Source organism: Pseudomonas sp. GW822-FHT02G04, assembly GCF_058802085.1.
This window is the reverse complement of record NZ_JBXANU010000004.1, coordinates 152,378-168,056: the sequence shown is the minus strand read 5'-3', so window position 1 is coordinate 168,056 and position 15,679 is coordinate 152,378. Positions and strand designations below refer to the sequence as shown.

Here is a 15,679-nt window from a genome sequence, read left to right as displayed (position 1 = left end):
TGATTCATGGCACAGACACAGGCGACAAAGGTTGAACATCTGCTGGTGCTGGAAAACATTGGCTTGTCGTTCAAGGGCGTCAAGGCAGTGACCGACATCAGCTTTGCCGTGGCCGGCGGGGAGATTTGCGCCTTGATCGGCCCCAATGGCGCGGGTAAAAGCTCTCTGCTGAATGTGATCAACGGCGTGTACCAGGCCCAGCAGGGACGCATCCGCTTTGCCGGAGAAGAGCACCGGCGCATGCGCCCGCATGATGTGGCGGTGCGCGGCATTGCCCGCACCTTTCAGAACATTGCCTTGTTCAAAGGCATGAGTGTGCTCGACAACGTGCTCACCGGACGCACCCTCAAGCGACGCAGCAGCTGGATCGAGCAGGCCCTGCGCATCGGCCGCGCCGCGGGTGAAGACGACCGCCAGCGTGAGGCCGCCGAACGGATCATCGACTTTCTGCACATCCAGCCCTGGCGCGACACCCTGGTCGGCACGTTGCCCTATGGCTTGCAGAAGCGGGTGGAACTGGCCCGTGCCCTGGCTGCCGAACCGCGCTTGCTGTTGCTGGACGAACCGATGGCCGGGATGAACGCCGAAGAGAAGCAGCAGATGAGTCGGTTCATCGTCGACATCAACCGTGAGCTGGGCACCACGGTGGTGTTGATCGAGCACGACATTGGCGTGGTCATGGGCATTTGCGATCACGTGGTAGTGCTCGACTACGGCCGCAAGATCGGCGACGGCCCGCCCGATGAGGTGCGGCAAAACCCCGAGGTGATTGCCGCCTACCTCGGCACGCGCCACTAACCCCCGAGTCTACAGCGCCGCCAGCGATCTGCTGGCCGGGGACTCTTTGCCCGCAAAACAGGAAGGCCTATGGAATTTTTCTTCGAGGTGTTGATCGGTGGACTGCTGGCCGGGGTGATGTACGCCTTGGTGGCCATCGGTTTTGTCCTGATCTACAAGGCGTCCGGCGTCTTCAATTTCGCCCAGGGCGCGATGGTGCTGTTTTCGGCGCTGACCTTCGTCAGCCTGCTGGAGCGCGGGGTGCCGTTCTGGCTGGCGTTCGCCATCAGCCTGGCGGCGATGGTGCTGCTGGCGGTGGCTGTGGAGCGGGTGGTGTTGCGTCCGCTGGTCAACCGCTCGCCGATCACCTTGTTCATGGCCACCCTCGGCCTGTCCTACGTGATCGAAGGGTTCGCCCAGGCGCTGTGGGGCGCCCAGGTGCATGGCCTGGAACTGGGCATTAGTGACGAGCCACTGGAACTGGGCGGCATGCTGCTGTCGCAGTTCGACATTTTTGCCGCCGTGACCGCCGCGTTGCTGGTGTTGGCGCTGTCGCTGCTTTTCAACAAGACCCGTATCGGTTTGTCGTTGCGTGCCGTGGCCGATGACCCGCTGGCGGCATTGGCCGTGGGCATTCGCCTGCAACGGGTGTGGGTGCTGGTGTGGGCGGTGGCCGGGTTTGTCGGTCTGGTGGCCGGCCTGCTCTGGGGCGCGCGGCTGGGGGTGCAGTTTTCGCTGTCGCTGGTGGTGCTCAAGGCCTTGCCGGTGCTGATCATCGGTGGCTTTACCTCGATCAGTGGGGCGATTGTCGGCGGCCTGATCATCGGCGCCTCGGAGAAGTTGGCCGAGGTGTACCTGGGCCCCGTCATCGGCGGTGGTATCGAGAACTGGTTTCCCTATGTGCTGGCGTTGCTGTTCCTGCTGGTGCGGCCGGCCGGGCTATTTGGCGAGCGCGCGATCGAGCGGGTTTAAGGAGAGGCGTGATGTTTTATCAGGAAGCTGGTCAGTTCAGCACCCGCTATGCCCAGGACCGCCGGGTGTTTCGCCTGCGTCAGGACCGATACGGCTTGGTTGCCTTGCTGCTATTGGCCTTTGTCGGTGTGCCGTACCTGGGTAATGACTATTGGTTCAGCGCCATTCTGATTCCGTTCCTGGTGCTGTCGCTGGCCGGGCTGGGGTTGAACCTGCTGACCGGCTATGCCGGACAGCTGTCGCTGGGCTCGGCGGCCTTCATGGCGGTGGGCGCCTTTGCCACTTACAACATTGAGGTGCGGGTGCCGGGCTCGCCGTTGTTGCTCAGCATCGTCCTGGGCGGGGCAGTGGCAGCGCTGGTGGCGGTGCTGTTCGGCCTGCCCAGCCTGCGGATCAAGGGTTTCTATCTGCTGGTGTCGACCCTCGCCGCGCAGTTCTTTGTGACTTGGGCACTGACCCGTTTTAGCTGGTTCTCCAACAACAGCGCTTCGGGGGTGATCAGCGCACCGCGTCTGGAGATTCTTGGTGTGGATCTGAACTCGCCGGTGGGGCGTTACCTGCTGACCCTGGGCGTGGTGGTGACGTTGTTCTGGCTGGGTAAAAATCTGGTGCGCAGCGAACTGGGACGTAACTGGATGGCCGTGCGCGACATGGACACGGCCGCCGCGGTGATGGGCATTGCCTTGCTCAAGACCAAGTTGCTGGCGTTTGCCATCAGCGGCTTCTTTCTCGGGGTGGCTGGAGCGCTGTGGGCCTTCACTTACCTGGGCACTGTGGAGCCCCACGGTTTCGACTTGAATCGGTCCTTCCAGATCCTCTTCATCATCATTATCGGTGGCCTGGGCAGCATCCTCGGCAACTTTCTGGGCGCGGCATTCATCGTGCTGTTTCCGGTGCTGCTGTCGAACCTGATGGCCTTATTGCCGACCGGGCTGATCGATGCCGGGCAAATTGAAAACCTGCAGAAGATGGCATTTGGCGCCCTGATCATTGTGTTCCTGGTCAAGGAACCGGAGGGGCTGGCGCGCCTCTGGCAAAAGTTTCGCGAGCGCGCCCGGTTGTGGCCGCTGCGCTACTGAGCGACCGCGTAAGCGCCGGTTGTTCTGAATCCCTTTGGTTGAGCCTTCACTTGATTACTTGATTACTTGATAAGGAAAACATTGATGTTGAAACGATCTCTACTCAGTAGCCTCGCCCTGGCCGTCAGCCTGAGCACTGCCACATTGACTGCGCAGGCGAATAACGAACAGTACTTCCCGCTGCAGAGCTATCGGGTCGGACCTTACGCGGCCGGCGGAACCGGGTTTTTTGGTGGTTTTATCGACTACCTCAAGTACGTCAATGCCAATGGCGGGGTCAACGGCGTCAAGCTGACCTGGAGCGAGTGCGAAACCGAGTACGTGGTCGAAAAGGGCGTGGAGTGCTACGAACGCCTGAAAAAAGGTCTGAATGACGCGCCTGCCGCCGCTACCAACCCGCTGTCGGTGGGCATTGCCTACGCCACCCTGGAGCGCTCGACCGCGGACAAACTGCCGCTGATTACCATCAACCACGGCCGTACCGATTCCACTGACGGCAGCGTGTTCCCCTATGCCTTCCCCTTGCAGCTGAACCCGTACTCCGAGGTGTCGGCGATCATCAATTACATCGGCCAGCAGACCGGTGGCCTGGACCAGCTCAAGGGCAAGAAGATCGTCACCCTGTATCACGGATCGCCCTACGGCAAGGAAACCAACGAGGTGTTGCAGACCCTGGCCGACAAGTACGGGTTCAAGCTGACCCTGCTGGAAGTACCCCATCCAGGCAACGAGCAGCAGTCGCAATGGCTCAACATTCGCCGGGAAAAACCCGACTGGGTGATTCTGCGCGGCTGGGGCGTGATGAACCCGGTGGCGTTGAAAACCGCACAGAAAGTCGGCTTCCCGGCGGATCACATCATCGGCAACATCTGGAGCAATTCCGAGGACGATGCCCTCCCGGCCGGTGCCGCCGCCAAAGGCTATATCGCGATCACCACGCACCCCTCGGGCACCGATTTCCCGGTCCTGCAAGGCATCCAGCAGCAGGTGGTAGCCAAGGGCAATGGTGACCTGGCCGATCCGAAACGCTTCGGCACCGTGTATTACAACCTCGGTGTAGTGAACGGCATTCTCAATGTCGAAGCCGTGCGCATTGCCCAGGAGAAATTCGGCAATCAACCACTCACCGGCGAGCAGGTGCGCTGGGGCTTTGAGCACCTCAAGCTGGACGATGCGCGCCTCAAGGCACTGGGTGCGTTGGGCCTGGTGCAACCCTTGCAACTGTCGTGCTCGGACCATGAAGGAGGCGGTGCGGTGCGCTTCCAGCAGTGGGATGGCAGCCAGTGGAAACTGATCAGTGACTGGGTGCAGGCCGACCGTGCCTTGCTCAGGCCGATCATCGAAGCCTCGTCGCACCAGTACGCCAAGGAAAAGGGCATCACGCCGCGCGATTGCAGACAGGACAGCTGAGAGGTGAATCGGGCGAGTGGCGCGCTGTAGGCGCTGGCTTGACTGACTGGCATCAGGCAGGTGTCCAGTCATTTTTTTGGGGGAGGGAAGAGCAGCATGAACCATGTACCGATCTTGCAGATCGACGCGATTGAAGTCCTTTATGAACAGGCAATCCTCGCCGTGCGCGGGATATCCCTGGCGGTGCCGCAAGGGCAGATCGTGGTGTTGCTGGGGGCTAACGGTGCCGGCAAAAGCACCACGTTGAAGGCCGCGTCCAATCTGGTGAGGGCCGAGCGGGGCGAGGTGGTGCAGGGGCGGATTCTTTATCGAGGTCAGGATATCACCCGCAGTACGCCCGATAGCCTGGTGGCCAGAGGACTGGTGCAGGTGCTGGAAGGCCGGCATTGCTTTGCCCAACTGACCGTGGAGGAAAACCTGCTGACGGGCGCCCTGGCGCGTCAGGTGTCCATTGGGCAACTGAAGGCTGATCTGGAACGTATCTACAGCCAGTTTCCGCGACTCAAGCTGCGACGCAAAAGCCTGGCCGGCTACACCTCTGGCGGTGAACAGCAGATGGTTGCGCTTGGCCGGGCACTGATGGCACAGCCACAACTGGTGCTGCTGGACGAACCTTCGATGGGGCTGGCGCCGCAGATCGTCGAGGAGATCTTCGAAATTATCCATCAGCTCAATCAGCGCGATGGCGTGAGTTTTTTGATTGCCGAGCAGAACATCAACCTGGCCCTGCGTTACGCCCAGTACGGCTACGTGCTGGAAAACGGCCGGGTCGTTAGCGAAGGCACGGCCGAGCAGTTGGCCGCGCGTAGCGATATTCAGGATTTCTACTTGGGGGGCAGCGCCGTGTCGAGCGCCCAGTCACCCGGTTCATGGAGCTTGTAGTCCACGGGGTCGTGCAGGGGTTGGGGGCGCAGGTCCCGCGATCACATAGCGCTGGCATCGGTTTCGTGTTCGTCTGCAAATGCCATGAGCACTTCCAGATCGAGCACATCCAACTTTATCCGGGCGATAAAAGCAGAGAAGGCCAGGTTGGCGGCGAGTAGACGCAGATCGGAAGCCCAGGCCGGTACATGGACCGGACTCTGGAGCCAGCCGGACTCGAAAAGTGGAGCCAGGCGTACGGTATCACCCAGACTGAGGCGCCCCGCAAACAAATGGCCCACCAATTCCGGCCGGTTGTCGCGGATCGCGATGCGCAACAGGGTATGGACGCCGAGTAAACCGGTCAGGTAAGCGGCATCCTTGGTAAACGCCGAACCGCCATGCAGGTCGGCGCCGCGGAAAACCCGTTGGGTTGAGCGGAAGGACTCCTCTTGCGACTGACCGGCAGCAAGAAACCCTTCGAATACCTGGATGAAATCGGCGCCATCCAGCGCCTGCTGGACCGCAAGCACGCGCAGGGCAAGGCGACGCAAGCGGTTGATATCCATGCTGCCGGTGAACAGTTCTGCCAGGGTGGCAATACCCTCCTGAGTCTGAGTCGTGCGTGGCGCCCCCAGGCCCAGGCTTTTGAGATTGGGTTGGAGTGCGCCGTTTTGTGCCGTGGCGACATGCACGAAGGCCTCGTGGTGCAATAACTGATTCTTGTCCAGTTCCGAGAACAGAGCGCTGGCACGCAGGCGTATGCGGTTCGTACCGGCGATGGCCTTGGCGGCCAGGGTCGGGTCGAGCATGACCGTGATCCGGCCCGCGCCGAAGAAACGGTCCAGTTCCGGCTGCATCCAGGCGGCAAAGGCCTCGGCCGGGATCTCGGCCTGACTCGGCGGAATCCGGGCACCGCCCAGAAGGGCATCGGTGGTCTTGAGGAAGAAATGGGCCGCGTCCAGCATGCTCAGGTTCTGGCTCTGATAATAGAAATCCGGGCGCCGGTACAGCGCTGACGAATATTGAGTAAAGGCGGGAGTGCCGATGGCCCCCAGCATGCGTCCAGCCGTGGCATAGCTACGCGCTGTCATGGCGAGGTAGTTCCCGGCCGGATGCCCCTCATCGCAACGGCTGATAAAAGCTTCCAGGGCGGCGATGTCGGCGCTGTGCTCGCGCGGGCGCAATTCGACTCTGGGCAATTCTGCTTTCCCGCCGCGCCAATGCGCCAGGAAGACTTCCTCGACTCCATCCGGCCAAGACAGGGCATCCAGCACGCGGATCTTGCGGGCCAAACCGGGCAGAGCGGCATCGAGTTCAGACAGGGAAGCGGCGCTCATGGAGATCCCCTTGAGAGACAAGGTTCATTCGAAACAGCTTAGTCGTAGCCGACGTATTGCGTTGTGACTGATCAAGGGACCTGCTGTCAGCAGGGGCATCGTTCCTGTTTCACCCCAACACCATCCGGTCGCCAGGAAATTGAACGCACGCTAAGATCGCCTGCAAACGTTTCGACGCCATCGAGGCAACTTCACGGGGCTCTGTAGTGAACATCGACACCCGCATCAAATTCCGTCATCTGGTGTGCTTTCTCGAAATGGCTCGTCAGGGCAGCCTGGCGCGAGCGGCGGATACCTTGGCGGTGAGTCAGCCAGCGATGTCGAAGACGCTCAAGGAGCTGGAGGAGCTGCTGGCGGCAAGCCTATTTATACGCAGTAAAAGTGGTGTGAACCTGACCGAAGCCGGGGTTGCCTTTTTGCGTTATGCCGGGCCTTCGGTGCAGGCGCTGAGTGATGGGGTGAATACCTTGCGTGGTGGCGAATATGCGGCGGGCAAGGTTCGACTCGGCGTGTTGTCGACAGTGGAAAGCTTGCTGGTGCCTGAGGTTGTACGGCGCTTGCACGAGCGCCATTCGGCGCTGGTGGTGAGCGTGGTGACCGGGCCAAGCGCCTATTTGTTGTCGCAGTTGCGGGTGGGCGATGTGGACCTGGTGGTCGGTCGTATGACCGATAGTCCGGAGATTCAGGGGCTGACCTTCGAGCATCTGTACAGTGAATCCATGACGCTGGTGGTGCGCCCCGATCATCCCTTGCTGGCCGAGCCACTGGTGCGTGGCGCCCTGGAAGATTTCCCGCTGGTGCTGCCACTGGCAGGGACGACGATTCGCAAATATGCCGACAGCCTGTTCGTGCAATGCGGCATCAGCCAGTCGCGGCAGCGTCTGGAAACCTTGTCCGTGACCCTGAGCCGTCGTTATGTGTTGTCCAGCGAGGCGATCTGGATCGCGCCACTGGATGCCGTGCGCCTGGATCTGGCAAGCGGCGAACTGTTTGAGATCAATCTGGGGCAGCGCGAACCGGGTGGTTCGGTGGGGATTTCCAGTAACGCCAGCTTGCCCTTGTCACTGGCGGCCCAGTGGTGTGTCGAGGTGCTGCGCGAGGTAGGGCAGGCGTATCGCGAGGGGGCTTATCCATAACCATTTGGTTATGTGTTGAGGCTGGCTTTTCAATATTCCCCAGCCTTCTGTTGTTTGAAACTGCGCAGGCAGTGCTCCATAAATCAAACAACAGGAGATCGACATGTCTGATGCAGACAGCAGTCGTTTCGTTATTCGTGACCGTAATTGGCACCCCAAAGCCCTGACCCCTGATTACAAAACCTCTGTCGCCCGTTCTCCGAGTCAAGCCTTGGTGAGCATTCCCCAGTCGGCCAGCGAAACCAGCGGCCCGGATTTCTCTCACCTGAAGATGGGGCGGTTCGATAACGACCTGCTACTCAACTTCAATAATGGCGGGTTGCCGGTGGGCGAGAGGATCATCGTTTCCGGCCGGGTCTGTGATCAATATGGCAAGCCCATCCCGCATACCCTGGTGGAGATGTGGCAGGCCAACGCCGGCGGTCGCTACCGGCACAAGAATGATCGCTACCTGGCGCCACTGGACCCGAATTTCGGCGGTGTCGGCCGGGCTCTGACCGACCGCGATGGCTATTACAGCTTTCGCACCGTGAAACCCGGCCCATATCCTTGGCGCAATGGCCCGAATGACTGGCGACCGGCGCATATTCACTTTTCCATCAGTGGGCCATCGATTGCCACGCGCCTGATCACCCAGCTGTATTTCGAAGGCGATCCGCTGATCCCGATGTGCCCGATCGTCAAGTCGATCGCCAACCCAGAGGCGGTACAGAGCCTGATCGCCCGGCTCGATATGGGTAGCGCCAACCCAATGGATTGTCTGGCCTATCGCTTCGACATCGTGTTGCGCGGCCAGCGCAAGACTCACTTCGAAAACTGCTGAGGAGCGACGCTTATGCCTATCGAATTGTTACCCGAAACTCCTTCGCAAACGGCCGGCCCTTACATGCATATCGGTCTGGCCCTGGCGGCTGCCGGCAACCCGACACGGCCAGAGGAAATCTGGAATCAGATGGCCAAGCCGGGTGCCGAGGGCGAACAGATTCTGCTGATCGGTCATGTCTATGACGGCAACGGTCACTTGGTACGAGACTCGTTTCTGGAGTTTTGGCAGGCCAATCATGAAGGGGTTTACGACCCGGTCTTCGACTCGGAAAAAACCTTCAATAGCTTTGGCCGAACCGCCACCACCTTCGATGCAGGGGAGTGGACACTCAATACCATCAAGCCCGGCGTGGTGAAGAATGCCGCCGGGGTGCCGATGGCGCCGCACATCAATGTGTCGCTGTTTGCCCGCGGGATCAATATTCACCTGCAAACCCGGCTGTACTTTGCCGATGAGCCACACGCCAACGCGACGTGCCCGGTGCTTAATCTGATCGAGCAACCGCAGCGTCGCGAAACGCTGATAGCGCAGCGTTGCGAGGTGGATGGCAAGGCGGCTTATCGTTTCGACATCCGTATTCAGGGGGAGGGTGAAACGGTGTTCTTCGATTTTTAAAAGGCAACAAAAAGCCGCTGCCACCCTCACAGGGCGGCAGCGGCTTTCAGGTGTTCCCGGCTTACTTGCTGTCAGGCAGCGCGTAAGCGATCACATAATCGCCGCGATCGGGTGACTGACGCGCACCACCGGCGGTGATGACAATGTACTGCTTGCCTGTTTTCGGTGACACATACGTCATCGGGCCACCTTGGCTACCCACGGGTAGCCGGGCTTTCCAGGCCTCTTTTCCGTCTGCGGAGTTGAAGGCGCGCAGGTAGTAGTCCTGTGTACCGGCAATGAATACCAGGCCGCCCTGGGTGGAGAGCGTGCCGCCCAGCGTCGGCATGCCGATCGGCAACGGCAGATGCATCTTGATACCCAATGGGCCAGTGTCCTGGACGGTGCCAACCGGCACTTGCCACGCGACTTTCTGGGTTTTCATGTCGATCGCGGTCAGTGTGCCAAAGGGCGGTGCCTGGCAAGGGATACCGGCGACCGACAGGAAGCGGTTCTTGTTCACTGCATACGGGGTGCCTTTGAGCGGTACCGCGCCCATGCCTGTGTTCAGTGCTTCACCACCGGAGGAGGCCTTGGCATCTTTCTGCGCCGCAATCATCTGGATCCACAGGCCCAGACGCATGTCGTTGACGAAGATAAAACCGTGTACCGGGTCCGTCGAGAGACCGCCCCAGTTCATCCCGCCCAGCGAGCCCGGGAAGCTCAGCGAGATATCGGTGCCTGGTGCGGTGTACAGCCCGTCATAACGCATTTTCTTGAACGAGATACGGCAGAGCAGTTGATCGAACGGCGTTGCCCCCCACATGTCCGACTCGGTCAGCGTTTGCGCGCCGATCGCTGGCATGCCCACCGATTTCGGCTGAGTCAGCGAGTAAGGTTCGTTCGGGATGTTCGACGTTTTGACCGGAACCTCTTCAACCTTGGTCAGCGGTTTGCCGGTGGCGCGGTCAAGCACGAAGATCTGGCCGGCTTTGGTGCCGATCACGACGGCGGGCACCTTGCTGCCGTCGGCTTTGGTGAAGTCGATCAGGCTTGGCTGCATGGGCAGGTCGAAGTCCCACAGGTCGTTGTGGACGGTTTGGTAGACCCACTTTTCTTCGCCGGTTGTTGCGTTCAGTGCAAGAACGGAAGCGCCGTACTTGTGGTTCAGTGCCGTACGTTCCACGCCGTAGATGTCGGTGGACGAACTGCCCATCGGCAAGAATACGGTGTTCATTGCCGGGTCGTAGGACATCGGTGCCCAGCTGTTGGGCGTGCTGCGCACGTAGGTGCTGCCGGCCGCCGGAGCCTGCTTGTCTTCGGGGTTGCCCGGGTCGAATGCCCAGCGCATCTCGCCGGTGACGACGTCGAAACCACGGATCACGCCACCTGGCATGTCGGTCTGGACGTTGTCGGCGACACGGCCGCCGACGACCACGGTGGTCCCGGCCATCAGCGGTGCCGACGATAGCTGGTAATAGGAGTCAGGGACGTCGCCGAGACCGGCTTTCAGATCAACCTGACCGTTGTTACCGAAGCCCTGGCAGAACTCCCCTGTGTCGGCATCCACTGCGATCAGGCGCGCATCGATGGTGTTGGTCAGCAGACGGCGCTGGCAGTTGGCGCCGGCCGGTACCGACACGGGTTTGACAGGTGTGCTGCCGTCAGCAGGCTGGGCGAGCGCAGCGGTAGCGTCGAAGTAGGCGATACCGCGGCAACGTTGCCAAACACGGGTCTTGGCGTTGATCTCATTCTTCCACAGCTGTTTACCGGTGTCGGCATCCAGGGCGATGAGGTTGTTGTGCGGGGTGCAAATGAACACCTTGTCGCCAACCTGCAACGGCGTCATCTGATCTTCGGCGCCATTGCCGTCGCTGATCGCGATGTCCCCGGTGTTGTAGGTCCATGCCGGCACCAGCTTCGAGACGTTGCTACGGTTGATCTGGTCCAGAGCGGCGAAGCGGCCGCCACCTTCGTCGTTACCGTAGTGTTCCCAGTTTTTCTGGGCCTTGGCAGGGTCGACCTTGGTCAGGCCTGGGCCATCACCGGTCGGCGAGACAGGGGCATGGGGGACGAACATACCGGCTCCACCTGCAACCACGGCGATTGCCAGCACACCGCTCAGCGCGTAGCCACGGCGACCGCTGGCCAGGCTATTGGCCTTGCGCAGGTGAGGGTAGACCAATGCCACCAACAGGCTCAGCACGCCCAAGGCGAACAAGCGAGAGATCAGTGGCCAGAAGTTCAGCCCGACATCGGCCAGCGCCCAAATCACGGTAAGCGCCATCACCGCCGCGAACAGCCAGGCACCTTGCAGACGCTGCTTGAACAGCAGTGCGGCAGATACGATCAAACCGCAACCGGCGAGCAGGAAGTACCAGCTGCCACCCAGCGTGGCGAGGTAACCACCACCTGCTGCGAAGAATAATCCAAATACCAGCACGCCGAAGGCGACGACCCAGATGGGCCAGCGGCTGACGGATGCCGAAGGTCGAGATTTAGTCATGTTGCATGATCCTACTGACGCATGAACGTTTGTGGGGAGGGTTAAGAGTAGTGAAGGCAAGTCTGAAAATAGTTGTTAACTATTTGGTTAATAGCGCAAAGATATCAAAAAAATCGGACCCTGCGACAAATTGTCATTTACCGGAAAGGAGAAACACTGTTGCGCAGATAGTAACAATCGAGAGAAATGCCCCTGAACACGCGGGGCGAGCTGGCGAAGATTGCCTTCAGCCAGATGCGATTGGCCTACCGCAACGAGCGATAGGCAATGGGGTCGATGTAGGCCGACTGCAGGTCCCGCTCCGGGATCTCCCAGATGATTTGCTTTGGCGGCGTCTCTTTGGAAGCCGGGTTGTTGAGGTAGCTGTTTGCAGCGCCAGAGAACGCTCCGCCGTCTTTGGCGAAGTTACCCACGGGGGCGCCCAGTGCCTGCTGCAGAAACCCTGCGAAGTTGGAGTTGCGTGAGAATGAAGTGCCGATGAGCGCGGTGTTGGGGAGGTCGGCATCGCCAAAAAGGTCTGCCTCAGTGTCAGGGTTTGCGGCTGACGCAACGGGAAGTTCGTGGGTGCTGGTTTGGGCGACGATGTCGGGTGCGGGTTGCCATTTGAGTGGCAGCCAGTCGATGCCCGCCAGATGGACCAGATCGCCAGGTCGCACTGCGAGCGGGGCATGACTTTCGTTGAACGACCTGCTTGGCGTGGCGCTGATGCCCAGGGTCTTCAGGCGCTGTGTGATGGCATCGGCCGCCGCCCTCGCGCCGGATTCGCTCCAGTGTGTATCGGTGCGCAACCAGGCACTGGTGCCCAGTGGCGTCAGCGCAGCGGTCAGGTCCAGATTCGACACGCCACCCGCATCCAGCTTCGAGGTCCAGGCCTGGATGCGTCCTTCGAGAGCGGCTGGGCGGTGCAGTGCGCAACGCTGCCCGGAAGCGATGCGGCTCTTGTCTGGAACAATAACCACCAACAGCCTGATGCCACGTTGGGAGAGCTGTTGCTTCAGATCAATCACGGCCTGGGCTTTGGCGTCGGCATTGCGCTGCGCTTGATGATTGACCTTGAGCTCATCGGCCAGAAACAACCAGCCAGGACAGCCTGAGCGAACTCTCGGCCCGGTGTCACTGAGGAGCAGCCAACTGACTCCGCGCTCCAGCTCGGCGAAGGTCGTGGGGAGGTGAGCGTTCGACAGTTCCTTGGCGATCCGATGAGTAATATCACCGTCAAGAATCTGCGAGGTCAGCACTTCACCGGGTAACAGCGAGATCTGCCCTGAAACCATCAGACGGCCCGAGGACAGCAGCCCGACGAACAGGAATATCAGCAGTACCACGCCCGCCAACCGACTGCTGCGTGTCGCCAGATCATCTGCCTGAGTAGGGGGCGGGGTGTGCTTTAGGCTTGTCATCAGAATTGGAAGTACAGGAAGGGTACGGTTTCGCGACTGGCGATCAGTGCGAACGACAGCATGAAACCGGCGATGGGCCAAAGGGCGGTGGGGTAGAGCAAAAGGCCGCCCAGTCGTTTCTCACAGTAAGGGTGCAACAACGGTGCAACGACACCGAACACCCCCAGCAAACCCGCAAGGCCTTGTACCGGGCGTAGGGTCGCGGACAGTTCGTCGCCGAGGGCAATGCCCTGCAGCCCGAACTGTCCGGCATACAGGCTCAACGCGCTATGAAAGTCGGGGGCGCGGAACAGTGTCCAGGCCAGGCAGACGAACAGCAGCGTCAGCCCATGGGAAAACACTGGCGGTATCGGGGGCAGGGTAGAGCTGTTCCAGAGACGATTCACACACAACGCAATGCCATGGGCGCTGCCCCACAGCAGATAATTCCAGCTATCGCCACCGTGCCAGAGGCCGGCGATGGCCATGATCAGGAACAGGTTGCGATAAGTTTTCCAGGTGCCATTGCGATTGCCACCCAGCGAAATATAAAGATAGTCACGCAGCCAGCTGGACAGCGACAGATGCCAGCGGCGCCAGAAGTCCTGAATGCTGTTGGCCAGATAGGGACGGTTGAAGTTCTCGGGGAAGTGGAAGCCCAGCATCAATCCAAGACCAATGGCCATGGCGCTGTAGCCGGCGAAGTCGAAAAACAGTTGCAAGGAGTAGGCAAGGCAGCCGATCCAGGCGTCAGAGAAACTTGGGCTCTGCACATTGAACGCCACGTCGACCACCGGCGACAGGGTGTCGGCCACCAGGACCTTCATGCTCATCCCGACCATGAACCGGCGTGCGCCGAGTGAGAAATTCTGCAAGTTGAAGTGACGCTGGTTCAGCTCACGTCGAACCCAGTCATAGCGAATGATGGGACCGGCGACCGAATGGCCGAACATCGAAATATAGGTGGCGTAATTAATGAAGCTGCGTTCGGCCGGCACGGTACGGCGGTGTACATCCACCAGATAGGAAATCGCCTGCAATACGATAAACGATAGCCCGGCCGGCATGATGACCCGCTGCCATTCCAGCGGCATGGCGCCAGACCAGGTGAGGGCATCGATCAACGTACCGGCGACGATGTTGGCGTACTTGTACCAGCACAGCACCGCCGTGTTGAGCACGATCAATGTCACGAGTAGCCGCACGCGGCCCTGGTCTTTTTCCCGCAAGGCGTCAATCAGCAAGCCGCCGGCCCACGCCGTGATCGTCAGCACCACATGCACTGCGAGAAAGCGAGGGCTCAACCAGCCATAGAACAGCCAGCTGCCGATCAGTAACGTGACGTTGCGCCAGGCGGCTGGGCACACTGCATAGCTGCACAAGAACAGCGGCAGGAACAACGTCAGAAACTCGAGAGAGGCAAAAACCATGGTGGTGGCGCGATCCGATCAGTGGGCCAGGACGTCAGTCGCGAGCAACAGGTGCGGGCCATTTGCGCCAGGTAGCAGCACAACGCTGTAGCGCTCGCCGGCCTTGAGCTGGCCGAGGTCAAGCGGGGCACCGACGTTGGTTTGGGCGCAGACCAATTGAACCGACAGGTTGACCGGGTTGATCGCTCGGCGTTGCACGCTGCCGTCGGCCACCTCCTTGAACAGGTCAGCGTTTTTCCCTGCAGCACGCAAACCGGCCTGGGTGCACGCTGGATCGGCGCTGATAAACGCCAGCGAGGCTCTCAGGCTATTGAAATCGTCGGGTTGCTCACGGATGACGACCTGGCGGATACCTTGAGCGCTGTCTGGCAAAGCGATCACACTGGCGAATTCGCCTGCTGCCACCTGGATGTCCAGCGGCTGGCTTTTGCCGTTGCGTTCCAGGGTGCCCTTGATCGGCTGGTTGGCGGGCACGGGCAGGTATTCGGACACGGCATTCGAACCCTCGAGCCTGAGGCTGGCCCGCGAGCCTTCGGCCAGCAGCTGCAAGGGGCGGTCGGCGGCATTGATAAAACGCAGGAAAGCCGAGTCCTGATCCGGGCCCGTCGGGTACAGGGCAATGTCGGCGGCCTGGGCGTGCAGGCTCAGCATCAAGGGCGCGAACAGCGCCCAGCCACATGCGGATCGGATCATTTGCCGGCTCCTGTGCTGCTGACGGTGTTGGCGGGCAGTTTGGCCAACGCACTGCCAATTGCAGTGCCCCAGGCTTGATAACCGGCGACGGTGAAGTGCTGCCCATCGGTGGTGATCCACTGCCCGGGTTTGGAGAACGTCAGCGAATCGATGTAGGTGCAAGGCGCCACGTTCGCGGCCAGAAACTGCGACATCAACTGGGTGCGGGCATCATTCTTCTGGTACATGCCGCCGGCTTTGCCCCAGGCCGGGCCCACCCAGGCGCAACGGGTCCCGGTGGCCGCGATGGCCTTGGCCAGGCCGGTGACGCTTTGCCATGCCCAGGCCTTCGGAAACACGGGCTTGTCATAGGACGCCATGGTGTCGCCGATGACCAGTACCACCAGGTCGGGTTTGTCGGCGGCGATCAGGTCCTGGATCGGTGTGGTGGTGGCGTCACGGCCCTTGATCACAATCTTTTCGTTGCCTTTGCGCTCGGCACCGCAGTCGACCTTTTTACTGATCAGCCAGTCGCCAGCGCTGGCGCCACAGGCGCCGATGGAGTGAACCAGGGCGCCTTGGCGAGTCAGGTTGTCGTGCAGCGGCTCCAGCAAATGGTCCGCGAGGCTCATATGGCTCTCCCCAAGAACAAGGAGAGTCAGGCCGGCAAGGGCAGAAGTGGGCATCGAAAACTCCA

General features: G+C 60.7%; 14 protein-coding genes. 8 read left to right on the top strand and 6 right to left on the bottom strand.

What is annotated here, in order from left to right; translation table 11 throughout:
• Positions 1-6: 6 nt before the first annotated feature.
• The 5 genes from AC1RO5_RS07535 to AC1RO5_RS07515 all read left to right on the top strand — a co-directional run bounded on the left by AC1RO5_RS07535 (position 7) and on the right by AC1RO5_RS07515 (position 5,120).
• Positions 7-798: an ABC transporter ATP-binding protein gene (locus AC1RO5_RS07535; protein ID WP_493174097.1), complete on the top strand. Its 792-nt coding sequence runs from the start codon at positions 7-9 to the stop codon at positions 796-798.
• 69 nt (positions 799-867) lie between these two features.
• Positions 868-1,749, top strand: coding sequence for a branched-chain amino acid ABC transporter permease (locus tag AC1RO5_RS07530; protein ID WP_477792594.1), 882 nt, complete (start codon positions 868-870; stop codon positions 1,747-1,749).
• An 11-nt stretch (positions 1,750-1,760) separates the two neighbouring features.
• On the top strand, positions 1,761-2,828 hold the full coding sequence (locus AC1RO5_RS07525; RefSeq protein WP_493174095.1) for a branched-chain amino acid ABC transporter permease: 1,068 nt from the start codon (positions 1,761-1,763) through the stop codon (positions 2,826-2,828).
• Between the two features lie 84 nt (positions 2,829-2,912).
• Complete coding sequence (locus AC1RO5_RS07520; RefSeq protein WP_493174093.1) at positions 2,913-4,238, top strand: ABC transporter substrate-binding protein; 1,326 nt, start codon at positions 2,913-2,915, stop codon at positions 4,236-4,238.
• 96 nt (positions 4,239-4,334) lie between these two features.
• Positions 4,335-5,120: an ABC transporter ATP-binding protein gene (locus tag AC1RO5_RS07515; protein ID WP_493174091.1), complete on the top strand. Its 786-nt coding sequence runs from the start codon at positions 4,335-4,337 to the stop codon at positions 5,118-5,120.
• Positions 5,121-5,161: 41 nt separating this feature from the next.
• Here AC1RO5_RS07515 and AC1RO5_RS07510 read toward each other — a convergent pair whose 3' ends face one another.
• Positions 5,162-6,439 carry a peptidase MATCAP family protein gene (locus AC1RO5_RS07510; protein ID WP_493174089.1) on the bottom strand — a complete coding sequence of 426 codons (1,278 nt, stop codon included), beginning with the start codon at positions 6,437-6,439 and terminating at the stop codon, positions 5,162-5,164.
• Positions 6,440-6,645: 206 nt separating this feature from the next.
• Between AC1RO5_RS07510 and pcaQ the strand changes: the two genes are divergently transcribed.
• The 3 genes from pcaQ (at position 6,646) to pcaG (ending at position 9,016) form a co-directional block, all read left to right on the top strand.
• Positions 6,646-7,575 carry a pca operon transcription factor PcaQ gene (pcaQ, locus tag AC1RO5_RS07505; RefSeq protein ID WP_493174087.1) on the top strand — a complete coding sequence of 310 codons (930 nt, stop codon included), beginning with the start codon at positions 6,646-6,648 and terminating at the stop codon, positions 7,573-7,575.
• A gap of 103 nt (positions 7,576-7,678) precedes the next feature.
• The gene (gene pcaH / locus AC1RO5_RS07500) at positions 7,679-8,398 is read left to right on the top strand and encodes a protocatechuate 3,4-dioxygenase subunit beta (protein ID WP_493174085.1); all 720 of its coding nucleotides are present in this window, start codon (positions 7,679-7,681) and stop codon (positions 8,396-8,398) included.
• A gap of 12 nt (positions 8,399-8,410) precedes the next feature.
• Positions 8,411-9,016 carry a protocatechuate 3,4-dioxygenase subunit alpha gene (gene pcaG / locus AC1RO5_RS07495; protein WP_493174083.1) on the top strand — a complete coding sequence of 202 codons (606 nt, stop codon included), beginning with the start codon at positions 8,411-8,413 and terminating at the stop codon, positions 9,014-9,016.
• Positions 9,017-9,077: 61 nt separating this feature from the next.
• Here the strand turns inward: pcaG and AC1RO5_RS07490 are convergent, their stop codons facing one another.
• The 5 genes from AC1RO5_RS07490 to AC1RO5_RS07470 form a co-directional block, all read right to left on the bottom strand.
• Entirely contained in the window at positions 9,078-11,501 is a 2,424-nt protein-coding gene (locus AC1RO5_RS07490) for a glucose/quinate/shikimate family membrane-bound PQQ-dependent dehydrogenase (protein WP_493174081.1), read from the bottom strand.
• Positions 11,502-11,746: 245 nt separating this feature from the next.
• The gene (locus AC1RO5_RS07485; protein ID WP_493174079.1) at positions 11,747-12,901 is read right to left on the bottom strand and encodes an alginate O-acetyltransferase AlgX-related protein; all 1,155 of its coding nucleotides are present in this window, start codon (positions 12,899-12,901) and stop codon (positions 11,747-11,749) included.
• Positions 12,901-14,310, bottom strand: a complete 1,410-nt coding sequence (locus AC1RO5_RS07480) for an MBOAT family O-acyltransferase (RefSeq protein WP_493174077.1) — start codon at positions 14,308-14,310, stop codon at positions 12,901-12,903. The genes AC1RO5_RS07485 and AC1RO5_RS07480 overlap by 1 nt, the downstream gene beginning before the upstream one ends.
• 18 nt (positions 14,311-14,328) lie before the next feature.
• Positions 14,329-15,003, bottom strand: a complete 675-nt coding sequence (locus tag AC1RO5_RS07475) for an alginate O-acetyltransferase AlgF (protein ID WP_493174075.1) — start codon at positions 15,001-15,003, stop codon at positions 14,329-14,331.
• A complete protein-coding gene (locus tag AC1RO5_RS07470; RefSeq protein ID WP_493174073.1) occupies positions 15,000-15,668 on the bottom strand; it encodes an SGNH/GDSL hydrolase family protein in 669 nt (222 codons plus the stop codon). The genes AC1RO5_RS07475 and AC1RO5_RS07470 overlap by 4 nt, the downstream gene beginning before the upstream one ends.
• Positions 15,669-15,679: the final 11 nt, after the last annotated feature.